Genomic DNA, 14,775 nt, shown 5'->3' on the forward strand with positions numbered 1-14,775 from the left:
ATGCTCCCTGCCAATAGAACTTGCATCCCCGCCCAACGAGGACTAATCTGAAGTAGCAAAAACAACCAGCGGAGGCCGTCATGAGTGTGATTGCACAAAAGACGTATCAATCGTTTTCCGAGTTTTATGCTGCTTATCTGACGGAGCATTCTGACCGTACATCCCGCCAGTTACATTTTCTCGGCTCGTCACTTTCCCTCATTTTCCTGACCATACTGGTCCTCACCGGCAATGCGTGGTGGCTACTTGCAGCCATTGTGTCGTTCTACGGTCTAGCCTGGATAGGTCATTTCAAGTTTGAGCAAAACCGTCCTAGATCGTTCAAGCAACCGTTTTATTCTTTTATCGGCTCATGGCTGATGTACTGGCAAATGCTGACAGGACAGATTTCGTTCTAGTTCGATGATTTGAAATAGGAGGCGAGCGACTGATCCAGACCTTGTTCGACTGCGGATTCGACTTTTTTCGCCAAGGTCTCGTTGCCTGAGGCATCGAATACGAATAAGCGGTACACATCGGCCAAGGTCAAATACTCAGGGTTCGCCAGCAAGACCCAGCGATCCAGGCCATCGGTGATGCGTTTTCCCCACTGCATGCGCTTCGGCCCTTCCGACTTGAGGCGCGCGACCCAGCCCGCGTCCAGCATTTTTTCCAGGAGTGCTTCCGATTCATCGAATCCCAGCAGCGTCTTGTCGCGCAACAACTTGGTATCAACCACGGAAGAGTCGGCCGACGCCCGCGCGTCATATAACACAGCCAACAAAGCCATTGCATCGACAAAGGCGCTACCCGGTTGCGGTATATGCCACCAGCGTTCGTATTTAACGATAGGCAACGCCGCTGTGACAACAGCTCCAGCCAGCGTAATCATCCATCCCAGATAGATCCACACCAAAAAGATAGGGAAAGCCGCTACGGCGCCATACACCACGGTATAGGTAGGAGCTTTCACCACAAAGGCGGCAAATAAACGCTTTACGATTTCAAATGCAATCGCCGCCAACAAACCACCGTACGCAGCATCGCGCCACTCGACCAGACGATTCGGCACGACGATATACAGCGATGTAAATGCCACCATACTCAGCAAGATGGAAACCGATGTATAAAACATGCCGCCCACAAATGGCACACCTTTCACCACGCCATCCGTCGCCGTAAACAAATACGATGTCAGCGACATCGACGCGCCTATCAGCAATGGCCCCAGCGTGACAATCGCCCAATACACCAGAATGCGCTGCATGATGGGACGCTTGGTTTTGACGCGCCAAATTTGATTGAACACGCGATCTATCATCAGCATCATCGCCACTGCGGTCACTATCAATGCCACCGCGCCAAAAGCAGACAAACGGGTCGCCTTGCTGGAGAACTGCGTCAGATAACCGAGGATGGTATTGGCGATGCCTTTGGGCATCAGGTTATGTACAAAGTACGCTTCCAGCGAGGTGCGAAAGGTATTAAATAAAGGAAAGGTCGTGAAGATCGCCAGCGCAATTGTCAAGATCGGCACCAAGGCCAACACCGTTGTAAATGTAAGGCTACCGGCAACTTGCGGTAAACGCTCTTCGTTCAGACGACGCGCAGCAAAATGGAACAGATTCCGCACTTGCGGCCAGGTTAATTCGCGAAAAAAAGGAAAGGTAGGTAGCTTCATGCAACGTGTGTAGGTGTATTCATCTTCTGGATAGGCATACGCAGATTTGCGCAAGACAGGCACTATCAAGCATTTAGATGCTTATAAAGCATCCTATAATACCAAGCATGAACTCAGCCAAGCTCCCTATTCTCGTTTTGTACTACTCGCGCCACGGCTCGACACGCAAATTAGCCGAACTCATCGGCCAAGGCATAGACAGTGTCGCCGGTTGCGAGGCGCGCCTGCGTACCGTTCCTGCCGTCTCTACCGTTACGGAAGCAACCGAGCCAGAAGTACCGAACGAAGGCGCACCGTACGTCGAATTACTGGATCTGGAAGAATGCGCAGGTTTGGCCTTGGGCTCGCCTACCCGCTTCGGCAATATGGCTGCCCCCATGAAGTACTTTTGGGATGGCACAACATCACAATGGCTATCTGGTGCACTGACAAGCAAACCGGCTTGCGTCTTCACGTCCACCGGTAGTTTGCATGGTGGCCAGGAGTCAACGCTGCTATCCATGATGCTGCCCTTGCTGCATCACGGCATGCTGCTACTCGGCGTCCCTTACACACAACCTGAATTAATGACCACCAGCACCGGCGGCACGCCTTACGGCGCATCGCACTGGTCAGGCGTCAGCGGCAATCAAGCGATCTCCGCCGATACGCGCGCACTGGCAATTGCATTAGGCCAGCGACTGGCGCAAACCGCCATCAAATTGCGAGGTGTCTGATGCAAACGCAAGAACAAAAAATCCTGCATATCGGTGTAGTCGGCAGCTTGATTGCACTGATCATTCTCTGCATTGCATGGGAAATGATACTCGCGCCTATACGTCCAAACGGCTCATGGCTGGTATTGAAAGTCATTCCCTTGCTCATCCCTTTGCACGGCGTCTGGAAACGTAACCTCTATACGATGCAATGGTCGTCGATGTTGATCCTGCTCTACTTCGCGGAAGGCATCGTGCGCGGCATGAGTGATACTGGCTTGTCCGCCATTCTGGGATGGATAGAAGTTGGATTCGTATTAGTCTTCTTCACGTGCGCCATCATGTATCTGCGTCCTTACAAAAAAGCCGCAAAAGCACTGACGAAACAGGCGCTGCAGAAAGCAGCCAAATAATGGACGCCTTCCTCGATACCTGCCGTCGTGCCATCGGTGCACAGCATGTATTGACCGCTGCACAGGATACTGCGCCCTATCTAACCGACTGGCGCCGCCGCTTTACCGGTAAAGCTCTCGCAGTACTCAAACCAGACTCCGCACAAGAAGTCGCAGCCATCGTCAAACTCTGCAATGAATACAAAGTACCTGTAGTCCCGCAAGGCGGTAATACAGGCTTGGTACTCGGCAGCATTCCCGATGACAGCGGCTCAGCCATCGTCCTGTCGCTCACACGCCTTAATCGAATCCGTGATGTCGATACCGTCAACAATACGATGACGGTAGAAGCCGGCTGCATACTGCAGCATATTCAACATGCAGCAAGCGATGCCGAACGGCTGTTTCCGCTTTCGCTGGCAGCTGAAGGTAGTTGCACCATAGGTGGCAATCTCTCATCCAATGCCGGTGGCACGGCTGTTTTACGTTACGGCAATACCCGTGAATTGTGCTTGGGGCTGGAAGTTGTAACGCCACAAGGTGAGGTATGGAATGGCCTGCGCGGCTTGCGCAAGGACAATACAGGTTACGATTTACGCGATCTATATATCGGCGCGGAAGGTACGCTGGGCATCATCACCGCTGCCGTACTCAAGCTATATCCGCAACCCAAAGCACAGCTCACCGCGCTCGCTGCACTGCGCACGCCTAACGATGCCTTGCACCTGCTCACACTAACGCAAGCGCACTGTGGATCGGCATTGACCGGATTCGAACTGATGTCCGGTTTTTGCATCTCTCTGGTCACTAAACATTTCCCGACCATGCGTCTGCCGTTTGCAGAGCCACATACGCAATATGCATTGCTGGAATTATCCGATAACGAATCGGAAGAGCACATGCAAGCCATGCTGGAACATGTGATCGGCGCTGCTTTGCAACAAGATGTGATTCAAGATGCGATCGTCGCCAGATCCATCGCGCAGTCCAAATCCATCTGGGATTTCCGCGAACACATCCCATTGGCACAAGCGCTAGAAGGTAAAAATATCAAACACGATGTATCGCTACCGATCTCGCGCATAGGTGACTTCATCAATACAACGGATCAGTTGCTGCAGCAGGCATTTCCCGGTGCTCGCATGGTGACGTTTGGTCATCTGGGTGACGGCAATCTGCATTACAACGTTGCACATCCAGAGCAAGAATCCGACACGACTTTTCTGGAAAAACAATCCGCAGTCAATCGCGTCGTCCACGATAGCGTGCATCAACATGGCGGCTCTATTTCAGCCGAACATGGTTTAGGTGCATTGAAACGTGCAGAAATCTTGCGCTACAAGTCAGATGTTGAAATGAATCTGATGCGCACCATCAAGCAAGCACTGGATCCGCTCAACTTGATGAATCCGGGCAAAGTCATTTAAAACAAAAATATTCCTATTCAACTACGAGATTGCCATGCCATCTACGCTGTTGCTTCTTATCCTCCTCTCCTTCTCTGCTCCAGCATTAGCGATTTACAAGTGCGAATCCGGTGGAAAAACCACCTACAGTGATACGCCTTGCCACAACGCCACCGGCAACATGAAAGAACTCGCCGTTACCGCGCCCTCTTCCGATACTAAAGCCGCGCAACAAAAGCTGGCACAAGACAAGAAGGAATTACAACGACTGGAAGCACGTCGTCACAAGGAAGAAGAAGCTACAGAAAGAGAACGGCAAAGCAGATACAAGGCGCACGAGGCAAAGAAAAAGAAATGCGAAAATCTGGCTCTGCGCAGCAAATGGGCAAAAGAAGATGCGGCCCATGCTCCGATAAAGAAAGAAGCACGTGCAAAACGCAAAGCACTGCGCGCCGCAGAGAAACAGCATTTAGAGTGTGGGCACTAAACGATTACACATCATTGCGAAAGCCATCGCATCGAATTTGATCCATGTCAAACTCCGGTCACATACCCTTGCTACGATACGGTCTTGCTTAGTAAGTGAGCAAACCTTAGGGCTATCATTGATGGTCGCTACTACCGGCGCTGGCGGTCGGGAAATATACCAGCACCAATCTCAAAAGCCTGCATATTTGCAGGCTTTTTTCATTATGTCCGCCCTTGTTTTTGCAACGCAGCAAGAATGCATAGCGATAAAACACGTGGTATAAAGATCACGTAACACTTCTTCAGTTAGCCGATGAATACAGGCTGTCATTGAATCGCTACTCACCCCACCTTATCAGGAGGTTTCATGAAAAGCATTGAAGAGTTCAACGTCAAAAGCAAATCAGGCAATGTCGTCATTCTGCAAAATATCGTCAAAGGCACCACTTACCTGGATTATGGCAGCACGAAGTTGCCGCATGACTTTGTAGGGTATCGCGTCAAATATACCGATAGAACCGCCGAGCCACAAAAGGACGGCACATTCAAATTAAGCGGTACTGGCGACATCTATAGTCGCGCCTAGATCAATAAATCATGCTACTTGGGTAACGCCTATGTGTTACCCGCTCATCATCATTACATTTGACGAAGTGTGATCCGGCATATGGTGCCAGCGTGACGAAGGCGCTCGGCCTTGAATTGATTTGCCGGGCAACGTGTTTGTTGCCCGGCATTCTGTGAAACGCTATACGTGTGTAGCTATAGCCTAGACGACTTTCAGCGTGATATTTGGCAAGCGATCAATATGACCTTCCATGATGTCGCCTCGTACAACAGGTCCAACATTCTCCGGCGTACCAGAGTAAATAATGTCGCCCGGCATCAGTTCAAACGCTTTCGACAGATTGCTGATCTGTTCTGCAACTGACCAAATCATTTGCTTCAAATCTGCGCTCTGCTTCACCTGCCCATTGACCTTCAACCAGATTTTTCCTTCGGTGAAGTTACCAATGCTCGCAACTGGATGCAAAGGTCCAATTGGTGCAGATTTGTCGAAGCTCTTACCGATTTCCCAAGGCTTCTCTTCCTTCTTCATCGCCGCTTGCAAATCGCGACGCGTCATATCCAGTCCGATTGCATAACCGAAGACGTGTTGCAGCGCATTTTCAACCGAGATGTTTTTACCACCCTTGTTGATTGCTGCAACCAGTTCGATTTCGTAGTGATAATTTTTCGTCAGTGATGGATACGGATGATCCACTACCTGGCCCGGTGCAACGTACTGAATCGCATCGCTAGGCTTTTGAAAAAAGAATGGTGGTTCACGTGTTGGATCTGAGCCCATTTCACGTGCATGCGCAGCGTAGTTACGACCTATGCAATAAATACGGCGCACTGGAAACTGTTCGCTGCTACCCACAATAGGAATCGTTGGCTGTGCAACGGTAAAAGTGGTGCTACCTGCTTTACTACTTGTATTACCTGGTGCTGCACAACCTGTCACTGCACCGATCGTCATCAAACCTGCTGCTTGAAGCATTCCACGTCTATTTATTTTAGTCATGCTGTCTCCTCAATCTACTCGGGTTATATCGCAATATGGCAAGTAATAGACGATCAGCAAAGCCAATCATCCTAGCTCTCCATATATCAAATATATACAAGTTACTGCCCGAAAGATATCCGGACAGTACAAAAATATTCTCCCTCATGGAAGAAGTCTAATAAGGCCGTGAGAATCGGCTTCACTTTAGCGACCACTCTTCATTCGCTGCTCAATAACGATCGCACATCCAAATAAAAAAGCCCCAACTTCTTGCGAATGCGAGGCTTTAAATATCTTCAACGACGTATTGCATCTATCAGTGCGTCTGCAGTAATTATCGTGAAGCGATGCGTCGATCACTCTTTCTGCGACAAGGAAACTCCAATACGCTTGCCCCACCTTCCGATCGCACTCTGCGCGTGTTGGAAAGAATCTGCCCGACGTATTGCATATCCCTCTCGATACTAGTCGCTCGATCCACTCTCTCTTCTGAAAGTGCCAACGCAACCAAGGATTGCAAAGCCTTGGTATACAGCTGCTCGTCATGTTGCTTAAGCAAACAAAACGCACTAGCCAACTCACTGATTGCCTGATCGATGCGATTCATGATGTAACTCCTAATAGTCCAGAGTTGCTAATAAGTTATCATTTTAGACAAGCGGCTTCTGTGTGTTATCGCACTTAGCAGCCTATATGGCACCTCTGCTAGAAAGCGAAATCCACAGCTATTAGATGCCCAACTTGCAGATAGATTCCCTCGCTTCAAATTTCCTTGCTGCAAGTCGTTCAATCGACGCAATTACACCGTGATATGCAGCAGAATGAAATCGACTTACTCAAAAACAATCACTCTCGCAGCTGTTAAATAACGCTGATAAGATTTTTTGAAATGAGAGAACTTGCATGAGATGGTCTGCCCAGCAGGAATCGAACCTGCGACCCTCAGCTTAGAAGGCTGATGCTCTATCCAACTGAGCTATGGGCAGAATATGGCGGGATTAAACCGTAGTGCGGGGTCACACATGTAAATTGCTTTGATGTGTGTCGCAAAGGTGCTGCATTATGCCTTTTTTACGGTGCTCTTTCAATGTCAGAGCCACGAATAACACTGCGCGTAGTCCGTAATATTGAGGCAGGCTGAAAGCAATGCTCTCGAATAGCAGAAATTAACGCTTACTAACAGGGATTTATTACTGTCTGATTTGATCCACCAAGGCGTAGCCTTTGGCAAATCCTGCGGCCAAGGCCTCACTCTGCGAGACATAATCAGCATCATCACCCGACTCTGCTGCCAGTTCGCTCTCGGCCGTTGCATCGACGCCTGGCTCACATACACGCACCGTATAGTCCCATTGATGCTTTGCATCGTCTTTTTGCAAAGCAGTAACGTGCACTTCCATGCCGTGATATAGCTCAGTACTCCAGTTCTGCTGTTTATCCATTAAAGGCCTTCCAATATTTTTCATTTAATTTAGATGGGGCTTATTGTGGATCGAAGCAGCAATCAGTCTGTTCGATGGTTTGAAATCGTCTACTTCGGGATTGGGCGATGGGACCGGCTCATCTTGTGGCACAGGATGTTCTCCTGGCAAAGGATCTTCCGTTGGTTCTGGCACTGGCGCTTTATGCACATGAACAAACGAAGGCTGTTCTCGCGTTAAAAACAATAGTGAGCATTTTTGGGTAGCACTAACGGATAAGGTAATTCCATGCATGATTTCCGCTCCAGAAGATCAAAACCGATGCGATCCCACTATCGATTTACACACGAAAAAAACAAGCGAACAATTGCATCCGTTTGTCAGAACACACTAAGAGAGATTAACTTAAACAAGAAAAGTTGCAACGGTAAAATTGAAGCAGACCAATGATGCAACTAGAGAAAAAACAGCTCAGAAATTTCACCGAACAGTGAAAAAATAATAGGCGAAAAAAAGGACTAGCGATTAGGCTAGTCCTTTAAATTCTGGTCGGAGTACAAGGATTCGAACCTTGGACCCCCTGGTCCCAAACCAGGTGCGCTACCGGGCTGCGCTACACTCCGAAGACAAAGATAATACTGTTAATTCAAACATCGGTCAATAGGTAAAACGCACTAACTGTAATAATTTCTATAAATTTAAGCAGTCAATTTTGCAGCTATCCGTTTAGCCATTTTATCAGCAGTTTCTGCACTACTCGCCTCGACCATCACCCGGACTAAAGGCTCAGTACCTGATGCACGAATCAAGACACGACCGGCATCACCAAGCTCGGCTTCCACCTTATCTTTTTCAGCCAGCAAATCTTTATTTTTTGTCCAATCGAAACCCGGCGCGACTTTCACATTAATCAATGTTTGTGGAAACATCGCAATATCTTCCATCAATTGTGCCAAGGTTTTACCACTACGTTTCAATGCTGACAGAATTTGTAAAGCGGAAACAATGCCATCGCCTGTCGTATGTTTATCCAGACACAACATGTGGCCCGAACCTTCTCCGCCAACAATCCAGCCGCGTTCCTTCAAGGCCTCAAGCACATAACGATCACCTACATTCGCACGTGCAAAACCGATACCCATTTCCTTGAATGCGACTTCCAGCGCCATATTCGTCATCAGGGTGCCCACAGCACCGTCGATAGGACGAACACTCATACGATCCTTGACCATGATGTACAACAGCTCATCGCCGTTATAAATGCGCCCGGAAGCATCAACCACAATCAAACGATCCGCATCGCCATCCAGTGCAATACCTAAATCGGCTTTATTTGCGCGTACTGCATCGACCAATGCGGCTGGTGCAGTCGCACCTACCTTGTCATTGATATTGAAACCATTCGGCTGATTACCGATTGCAATCACCTCTGCCCCCAACTCATGGAAAACATCCGGCGCAATATGGTAAGCCGCACCATGCGCACAATCGACGACCAATTTCATGCCATGCAAATCAAGCTCGTTCGGGAAGGTGCTTTTGCAAAATTCAATATAGCGTCCACGCGCATCATCCAGGCGTTTTGCTCTTCCCAATTTTTCTGATGAAACGCATGTCATCGGCTCATCCAGCGCAGCTTCAATTTCGAACTCAATCGCATCCGGCAATTTATTACCCGATGCTGAAAAAAACTTGATGCCGTTATCGTCGTACGGATTATGCGAAGCAGAGATAACAACGCCTGCAGAAAGACGCAATGCTCGCGTTAGATAAGCAATCGCTGGCGTTGGCATCGGCCCCGCCAACATCACATCCACTCCTGCAGCGGAGAAGCCTGCTTCAAGCGCAGCTTCCAACATATAGCCGGAAATACGCGTGTCCTTACCTATCAACACTACCGGTCTGCTGCTCGACGATTTTGATTTGGTCAGTACAGTACCGGCTGCATAGCCGAGTCGCATCACGAAGTCAGGTGTAATTGGAGAAGTCCCGACCTTGCCGCGCACACCATCAGTGCCGAAATATTTACGTGTCATTTTTATTTTAAGTTTTTGTTTTGTAATCAGGATACTGCCTGCCAAACCCGTAGTGCGTCCACCGTTTCCGCAACATCATGTACGCGTACTATGCGCGCACCATGTGCCACAGCTGCCAGCGCACCAGCCAAACTGCCAGCCATGCGCTGCTCCACCGGCTTGTCCGTCAACGCACCTATCATCGTCTTACGCGACAAGCCAATTAACACAGGCGAATTCAGCGCCATTTGCAATTGATTCGTATTTTTCAACAAGGCAATATTGTGCGCAAGATTTTTTCCGAAACCCAAACCTGGGTCTACACATATACGGTCACGAGCAATACCCACCTGTTCCATCAGACTGATACGTTCGCGTAAAAATTCCCTAACTTCAGCAACAACATCCTGGTACTCCGGCTGCACCTGCATGCTTTGCGGATCGTTTTGCATATGCATGACGCACAAAGCACAGTCAGAATTTGCTACAGCCTGCAAGGCACCATCTGCACGAAAGCCATTAATATCATTGATCATGTCGGCGCCAGCAGCTATCGTTTCGCGCATCACTTCCGGCTTGTAAGTATCGATAGAAAGCGGCTTGCCGCAATCGCGCAAGGCGTATACTAGCGGCATGACGCGATCTAGCTCATCCTTCAAGGACACAGCCAATGAGCCTGGGCGACTGGACTCACCACCGATATCGATAATATCAACACCTGCAGCAATCATTTCTTCCGCATGCGACAGCGCTGTATCCAGCATATGGTATTTGCCACCATCCGAAAAAGAGTCAGGTGTGATGTTCAACACTCCCATGACCAAGGGACGCGATGCGGGATCTACTGAGAGGCGGTAACGACCGCATTGCAAATGAGTCTGCATAAATTTCACTGAAAATAAAAAGGGTGAGGATTGCTCCTCACCCTACATTAGACCATTACGACTTCAAGCAAATACGCCGACTATTTATTGCGCTGGTGCTGCTGGCGCATCCGGTGCAGTTGCACTTGGCGGAACGTCACTCGAAGGAGTATCAGATGTTGCGCGTCTGACTGGAATGCCATATTTCGGCTGACGTGGCTCGCGCCCTTCCATGATGTCGTTGATTTGATCGGAATCAATGGTTTCCCATTCCAGCAAGGTTTGCGCCATTAGCTCAACCTTGTCGCGATTGTCTTCAATCAATTTGCGTGACAACGCATATTGCGTATCCAAAATCGTACGGATTTCATTGTCGACTTTTTGCTGTGTCGCTTCAGAAACCGTTTTCGCCGACGAACGACCAAAGTAGGCATCTTGCTCGGTATCTTCGTACACCATGGTGCCCAGGCTTTCCGACATACCGTAACGCGTCACCATGGCACGTGCCAGTTTGGTAGCGCGCTCAAAGTCGTTCGAAGCGCCAGTCGACATCTGGTGCATGAAGACCTCTTCCGCAATACGTCCACCAAACAAGATCGAGATTTCTTCCAGCATCTTGTCTTTGTACATATTGACGCGATCATGCTCAGGCAACTGCCACGTCAAACCGAGTGCAAAACCACGCGGCATGATGGTGACCTTATGCACTGGATCTGCTTTAGGCAAGAGCTTGGCAACTACTGCGTGACCAGATTCATGGTAAGCAGTATTGCGACGCTCTTCTTCACGCATAACAGCCGACTTGCGTTCTGGCCCCATGACGATCTTGTCTTTTGCATCTTCGAAATCCTGCATTTCGACCAGACGTTTGTTACGACGTGCAGCAAACAACGCAGCTTCATTGACCAGATTGGCCAGATCAGCGCCGGAGAAGCCAGGCGTACCACGTGCCAGGATATCGGCCTTAACATCACTGCTGATAGGTACCTTGCGCATGTGCACCAGCAAAATTTGCTCGCGACCACGAATGTCTGGCAAGCCAACGATCACTTGTCGATCGAAACGACCTGGACGCAGCAACGCTTTATCCAATACATCAGCACGGTTGGTTGCAGCGATAACAATCACGCCAGCATTCGGCTCAAAGCCATCCATCTCAACCAGCATCTGATTCAAGGTTTGTTCACGTTCATCATTACCGCCGCCCATACCGGCACCGCGATGACGACCAACCGCATCAATTTCATCGATGAAAATAATACAAGGAGCATGTTTTTTCGCGTTCTCAAACATGTCGCGTACGCGAGATGCGCCAACGCCGACAAACATTTCAACGAAATCAGAACCTGAAATAGTAAAGAACGGTACCTTCGCTTCGCCTGCAATCGCACGCGCCAGCAAGGTTTTACCTGTACCTGGAGGACCAACCATCAAGACGCCACGTGGAATACGGCCACCCAGTTTCTGGAAACGAGTCGGATCGCGCAAGAACTCAACCAGTTCGGTCACTTCTTCTTTAGCTTCATCGCAACCAGCGACGTCGGCGAAAGTGATTGGATTAGTAGTGTCATCCAGCATGCGTGCCTTGGACTTGCCGAACGAGAACGCCCCGCCCTTGCCGCCGCCTTGCATCTGACGCATGAAGAATATCCAGACACCGATCAACAACAGCATCGGGAACCAAGAAATGAATACTTGGGAAAGGAAAGATTGCTCTTCTGGCTGTTTAACGTCGAATTTCACGCCGTTATTAACCAGATCACCAACCAGACCGCGATCCAAATAGGTGATCGCGGATTTGATTTTTTTGCCATCCGTCGTCGTCGCAACAATGGTGCGGTCTTCGATCGTCGCGTCTTTAATGCGTTTGCTTCTTACTTCGTCAAGGAAATCTGAATAGGCAATCGCCGTAGCCGAACCGGACGTAGTACGTCCATCGAACTGTTTGAACACGGTGAAAAGAACCATCCCGATGACCACCCATATGGCGGCCTTGGAAAACATATTGTTCACTAAGACTCCTTGGACGCGTAAAGCGCCTTTTTTCTAAAATGTAGATCGATTCTACTCGTAATCATCAAGGCTTGCAGTATCTGATATCGGGTTAATACAGGTATAAACAAGGGTAAATCTGTATTTAAAGTGGATTTTTCAGACCTTTTCCAAGCAAAAAGATTTCAGATGATTTGTCGCGACTCGCTTTTGGCTTCTTTTGCGTCACTGTTTTGAATTCCAGTCTGAATTTCTGAACAATTTCATTGAAACCAGTGCCGTTGAAGCACTTTACCAGCAAGGAACCGCTAGGCTTCAGGTGATGCTTGGAGAAATCGATGGCCAAATCAATAATATCCATCATGCGCGCAGCATCTGCCACCGCAATACCGGACAGATTGGGCGCCATATCCGATAACACAAGATCAACTTTCCGTCCGCCTACTACCTGCTCCAGTTGATCCAGCACTTCCTGCTCACGGAAATCACCTTGTATAAAATGCACGTCGGCAATCGGCTCCATCGGCAGCATATCCAGCCCAATGATAGTGCCGTTAATCCCGCCGCCTACACTTCCTGACAACTTATTACGTACATATTGCGACCAGCTCCCCGGCGTCGCGCCCAAATCGACAATAACCTGACCAGGTTTGATCAATTTTTCGGTTTCGTCGATTTCTTTCAGCTTGTAGACCGCGCGCGCGCGATAGCCTTCTTTCTGCGCCAGTTTCACATACGGGTCGTTAATATGGTCATGCAGCCAGTTTTTGTTTAATTTGTTCTTTGCCATTCGCGTAGAATACTAGTTTTAAATACTGTGGGACAAAGTTTGTCAGGTTCGCGCTGCGCACCGAAGCAATATTGCCTCCAATACCATCACAATTTATGTTGAAACTTACACCGGCCGAGCGCAGCTCCTTACGCGCTGAAGCGCATGCTCTCAGCCCTGTCGTCATTATCGGGGAAGCCGGCTTGACGCCGGGCGTACTCAAAGAAATCGACGCCAGCCTCGATTCCCATGGCTTGATCAAAGTACGTGTCTTCGGCGACGACCGCGAAGCACGCGTTACCATTTACGATACCATCTGCGAAAAACTCGATGCTGCACCGATACAGCACATCGGCAAATTACTCGTTGTTTATCGCGAGAAAAAAGAAGCAACCAAAGCACCGAGTGAAACACGCGGCCGCGGCATGCGCGAAGTCACTATCGTCAAACCAAGTCCAAGCGGCACCAAACGTCCGTCGGTGACTAAAGTGATGGTCAAGGGAAATGAGCGCGTTACTCAAGGCGGCTCGATCAAACGTGCCAAACCGCGTCAAACCAGCAAGAAGAAATCGTCACTCGGACGATAAGTCCTTCCTGCTCAACGCAGCTTGAGTATCAGTGCAGCGCCTAGCAGGCTCTGCACGACATAAAATCCAGTTGAAACAGCATGCAAGATGCCGAACTGCTTACGCACGTCGGCCATTGCTGCTGTGTCGGCCACGCTGTGCAAAGCAAGACGCAGCTCTGCCATATACGGCTGCAAAACAAAATAACCTAAGACCGTACACGCCACCATACCTGCTATCAGGTAATAATTCGCTTTTGAAGGTTTGCTCTGCTCACTACGCCCTGCCTGAAACAACAAGGCCAATAAAGCTGCAGCACAGAAAATCGATAACCACGCGACGATATTGAACAAGCTGCCGGCAATTGTTCCTGCCAGCGCACGATCACTTAATGTCGAGAACAAAGTCGGTGCAACAACAAAGCCCACCGCCCATAAGGTCCCTACCCAGAAGGTTGCAATCAGCAATCGTGCGCGCGTCAGCATATTAGATGTAACGCACTTGCAAGACTTCGTACTCACGAATGCCCGCTGGTGCTTCCACCGCAACCACATCGCCTTCCGATTTACCTATCATCGCGCGCGCAATCGGCGAGGTGATCGATACTTTCTTTTCTTTCAAATCTGCTTCGTCGATACCAACGATTTGATAGGTCACTTTTTCGCCTGATTCCAGATCTTCCAGATCAACGGTAGCAGCGAAAACAATACGACCATCAGCGTCCACGGTTGTTGGATCAATGATTTGCGATGTACCTAACTTGCCTTCCAGATCGGCAATACGGCCTTCGATAAAACTTTGTCTTTCCTTGGCAGCATCGTAATCTGCGTTCTCGGACAGATCGCCTTGTGCGCGTGCTTCAGCAATGGCATTAATAACCCATGGGCGATCTTTTGTTTTCAGGCGATGCAATTCCTCTTTCATGAGGTTTGCGCCATGTGGGGTAATTGGTGTAGTCATAGCTTCTATCTGTAAAAGT

At 49.2% G+C, this 14,775-nt stretch carries 18 protein-coding genes and 2 tRNA genes; 7 read left to right on the forward strand and 13 right to left on the reverse strand.

All coding sequences use genetic code 11. The features are described from left to right. Window positions 1-80 precede the first annotated feature (80 nt). The gene (locus AC07N2_RS15990) at window positions 81-398 is read left to right on the forward strand and encodes an Mpo1-like protein (protein WP_494779127.1); all 318 of its coding nucleotides are present in this window, start codon (window positions 81-83) and stop codon (window positions 396-398) included. Here the strand turns inward: AC07N2_RS15990 and AC07N2_RS15995 are convergent. Continuing rightward, the gene (locus AC07N2_RS15995) at window positions 395-1,660 is read right to left on the reverse strand and encodes a YihY family inner membrane protein (RefSeq protein ID WP_494779128.1); all 1,266 of its coding nucleotides are present in this window, start codon (window positions 1,658-1,660) and stop codon (window positions 395-397) included. The two genes, AC07N2_RS15990 and AC07N2_RS15995, sit on opposite strands and share 4 nt — an antisense overlap. A gap of 107 nt (window positions 1,661-1,767) precedes the next feature. On the opposite strand from AC07N2_RS15995, the gene wrbA reads away from it, so the two are divergent. The 5 genes from wrbA to AC07N2_RS16020 all read left to right on the forward strand — a co-directional run bounded on the left by wrbA (window position 1,768) and on the right by AC07N2_RS16020 (window position 5,207). Further along, the gene (gene wrbA, locus AC07N2_RS16000; protein ID WP_494779129.1) at window positions 1,768-2,376 is read left to right on the forward strand and encodes an NAD(P)H:quinone oxidoreductase; all 609 of its coding nucleotides are present in this window, start codon (window positions 1,768-1,770) and stop codon (window positions 2,374-2,376) included. After that, window positions 2,376-2,768, forward strand: coding sequence for a DUF2069 domain-containing protein (locus tag AC07N2_RS16005; protein ID WP_494779130.1), 393 nt, complete (start codon window positions 2,376-2,378; stop codon window positions 2,766-2,768). Before wrbA ends, AC07N2_RS16005 begins: the two co-directional genes overlap by 1 nt. Beyond that, window positions 2,768-4,174 (forward strand): FAD-binding oxidoreductase, encoded by a 1,407-nt coding sequence (locus AC07N2_RS16010; RefSeq protein ID WP_494779131.1) that lies wholly within the window; start codon window positions 2,768-2,770, stop codon window positions 4,172-4,174. Before AC07N2_RS16005 ends, AC07N2_RS16010 begins: the two co-directional genes overlap by 1 nt. 34 nt (window positions 4,175-4,208) lie before the next feature. After that, entirely contained in the window at window positions 4,209-4,640 is a 432-nt protein-coding gene (locus tag AC07N2_RS16015) for a DUF4124 domain-containing protein (protein ID WP_494779132.1), read from the forward strand. A 348-nt stretch (window positions 4,641-4,988) separates the two neighbouring features. Continuing rightward, entirely contained in the window at window positions 4,989-5,207 is a 219-nt protein-coding gene (locus AC07N2_RS16020; protein WP_494779133.1) for a hypothetical protein, read from the forward strand. 183 nt (window positions 5,208-5,390) lie between these two features. Here the strand turns inward: AC07N2_RS16020 and AC07N2_RS16025 are convergent, their stop codons facing one another. The 10 genes from AC07N2_RS16025 to AC07N2_RS16070 form a co-directional block, all read right to left on the reverse strand. Then, window positions 5,391-6,188, reverse strand: a complete 798-nt coding sequence (locus tag AC07N2_RS16025) for a fumarylacetoacetate hydrolase family protein (protein ID WP_076590938.1) — start codon at window positions 6,186-6,188, stop codon at window positions 5,391-5,393. Between the two features lie 316 nt (window positions 6,189-6,504). Continuing rightward, window positions 6,505-6,777 carry a hypothetical protein gene (locus AC07N2_RS16030; protein ID WP_494779134.1) on the reverse strand — a complete coding sequence of 91 codons (273 nt, stop codon included), beginning with the start codon at window positions 6,775-6,777 and terminating at the stop codon, window positions 6,505-6,507. A gap of 302 nt (window positions 6,778-7,079) precedes the next feature. Further along, window positions 7,080-7,156 (reverse strand) — tRNA-Arg (locus AC07N2_RS16035). A gap of 204 nt (window positions 7,157-7,360) precedes the next feature. Beyond that, complete coding sequence (locus tag AC07N2_RS16040) at window positions 7,361-7,612, reverse strand: hypothetical protein (protein ID WP_494779135.1); 252 nt, start codon at window positions 7,610-7,612, stop codon at window positions 7,361-7,363. A gap of 24 nt (window positions 7,613-7,636) precedes the next feature. Beyond that, window positions 7,637-7,885 carry a hypothetical protein gene (locus AC07N2_RS16045; RefSeq protein WP_494779136.1) on the reverse strand — a complete coding sequence of 83 codons (249 nt, stop codon included), beginning with the start codon at window positions 7,883-7,885 and terminating at the stop codon, window positions 7,637-7,639. Window positions 7,886-8,137: 252 nt separating this feature from the next. Beyond that, window positions 8,138-8,214, reverse strand: a tRNA-Pro gene (locus AC07N2_RS16050). A 75-nt stretch (window positions 8,215-8,289) separates the two neighbouring features. Continuing rightward, entirely contained in the window at window positions 8,290-9,627 is a 1,338-nt protein-coding gene (gene glmM / locus AC07N2_RS16055) for a phosphoglucosamine mutase (protein WP_494779137.1), read from the reverse strand. 26 nt (window positions 9,628-9,653) lie between these two features. Continuing rightward, window positions 9,654-10,490 carry a dihydropteroate synthase gene (gene folP / locus AC07N2_RS16060; protein WP_494779138.1) on the reverse strand — a complete coding sequence of 279 codons (837 nt, stop codon included), beginning with the start codon at window positions 10,488-10,490 and terminating at the stop codon, window positions 9,654-9,656. Window positions 10,491-10,574: 84 nt separating this feature from the next. Beyond that, a complete protein-coding gene (ftsH, locus tag AC07N2_RS16065) occupies window positions 10,575-12,482 on the reverse strand; it encodes an ATP-dependent zinc metalloprotease FtsH (protein WP_494779139.1) in 1,908 nt (635 codons plus the stop codon). A 124-nt stretch (window positions 12,483-12,606) separates the two neighbouring features. Next, window positions 12,607-13,251 (reverse strand): RlmE family RNA methyltransferase, encoded by a 645-nt coding sequence (locus AC07N2_RS16070; RefSeq protein ID WP_494779140.1) that lies wholly within the window; start codon window positions 13,249-13,251, stop codon window positions 12,607-12,609. Window positions 13,252-13,346: 95 nt separating this feature from the next. Between AC07N2_RS16070 and AC07N2_RS16075 the strand changes: the two genes are divergently transcribed. Next, a complete protein-coding gene (locus AC07N2_RS16075; protein ID WP_494779141.1) occupies window positions 13,347-13,817 on the forward strand; it encodes a YhbY family RNA-binding protein in 471 nt (156 codons plus the stop codon). An 11-nt stretch (window positions 13,818-13,828) separates the two neighbouring features. On the opposite strand, the gene AC07N2_RS16080 is transcribed toward AC07N2_RS16075, so the two are convergent. Next, window positions 13,829-14,281, reverse strand: coding sequence for a DUF4149 domain-containing protein (locus tag AC07N2_RS16080; RefSeq protein ID WP_494779142.1), 453 nt, complete (start codon window positions 14,279-14,281; stop codon window positions 13,829-13,831). Between the two features lies 1 nt (window position 14,282). Beyond that, on the reverse strand, window positions 14,283-14,756 hold the full coding sequence (greA, locus tag AC07N2_RS16085) for a transcription elongation factor GreA (protein ID WP_076590929.1): 474 nt from the start codon (window positions 14,754-14,756) through the stop codon (window positions 14,283-14,285). Between the last annotated feature and the right edge of the window lie 19 nt (window positions 14,757-14,775).

It is taken from the genome of Herminiimonas sp. GW821-FHT09C12 (assembly GCF_059416385.1).

Coding starts and splice junctions, on each gene's coding strand:
- AC07N2_RS16045 (WP_494779136.1), bottom strand. CDS start 7,885: ATGCATGGAATTACCTTATCCGTTAGTGCTACCCAAAAATGCTCACTA.
- glmM (WP_494779137.1), bottom strand. CDS start 9,627: ATGACACGTAAATATTTCGGCACTGATGGTGTGCGCGGCAAGGTCGGG.
- AC07N2_RS16015 (WP_494779132.1), top strand. CDS start 4,209: ATGCCATCTACGCTGTTGCTTCTTATCCTCCTCTCCTTCTCTGCTCCA.
- folP (WP_494779138.1), bottom strand. CDS start 10,490: ATGCAGACTCATTTGCAATGCGGTCGTTACCGCCTCTCAGTAGATCCC.
- AC07N2_RS16005 (WP_494779130.1), top strand. CDS start 2,376: ATGCAAACGCAAGAACAAAAAATCCTGCATATCGGTGTAGTCGGCAGC.
- AC07N2_RS16025 (WP_076590938.1), bottom strand. CDS start 6,188: ATGACTAAAATAAATAGACGTGGAATGCTTCAAGCAGCAGGTTTGATG.
- AC07N2_RS15995 (WP_494779128.1), bottom strand. CDS start 1,660: ATGAAGCTACCTACCTTTCCTTTTTTTCGCGAATTAACCTGGCCGCAA.
- AC07N2_RS16030 (WP_494779134.1), bottom strand. CDS start 6,777: ATGAATCGCATCGATCAGGCAATCAGTGAGTTGGCTAGTGCGTTTTGT.
- AC07N2_RS16070 (WP_494779140.1), bottom strand. CDS start 13,251: ATGGCAAAGAACAAATTAAACAAAAACTGGCTGCATGACCATATTAAC.
- AC07N2_RS16010 (WP_494779131.1), top strand. CDS start 2,768: ATGGACGCCTTCCTCGATACCTGCCGTCGTGCCATCGGTGCACAGCAT.
- wrbA (WP_494779129.1), top strand. CDS start 1,768: ATGAACTCAGCCAAGCTCCCTATTCTCGTTTTGTACTACTCGCGCCAC.
- AC07N2_RS16075 (WP_494779141.1), top strand. CDS start 13,347: ATGTTGAAACTTACACCGGCCGAGCGCAGCTCCTTACGCGCTGAAGCG.
- AC07N2_RS16080 (WP_494779142.1), bottom strand. CDS start 14,281: ATGCTGACGCGCGCACGATTGCTGATTGCAACCTTCTGGGTAGGGACC.
- greA (WP_076590929.1), bottom strand. CDS start 14,756: ATGACTACACCAATTACCCCACATGGCGCAAACCTCATGAAAGAGGAA.
- AC07N2_RS15990 (WP_494779127.1), top strand. CDS start 81: ATGAGTGTGATTGCACAAAAGACGTATCAATCGTTTTCCGAGTTTTAT.
- AC07N2_RS16020 (WP_494779133.1), top strand. CDS start 4,989: ATGAAAAGCATTGAAGAGTTCAACGTCAAAAGCAAATCAGGCAATGTC.
- AC07N2_RS16040 (WP_494779135.1), bottom strand. CDS start 7,612: ATGGATAAACAGCAGAACTGGAGTACTGAGCTATATCACGGCATGGAA.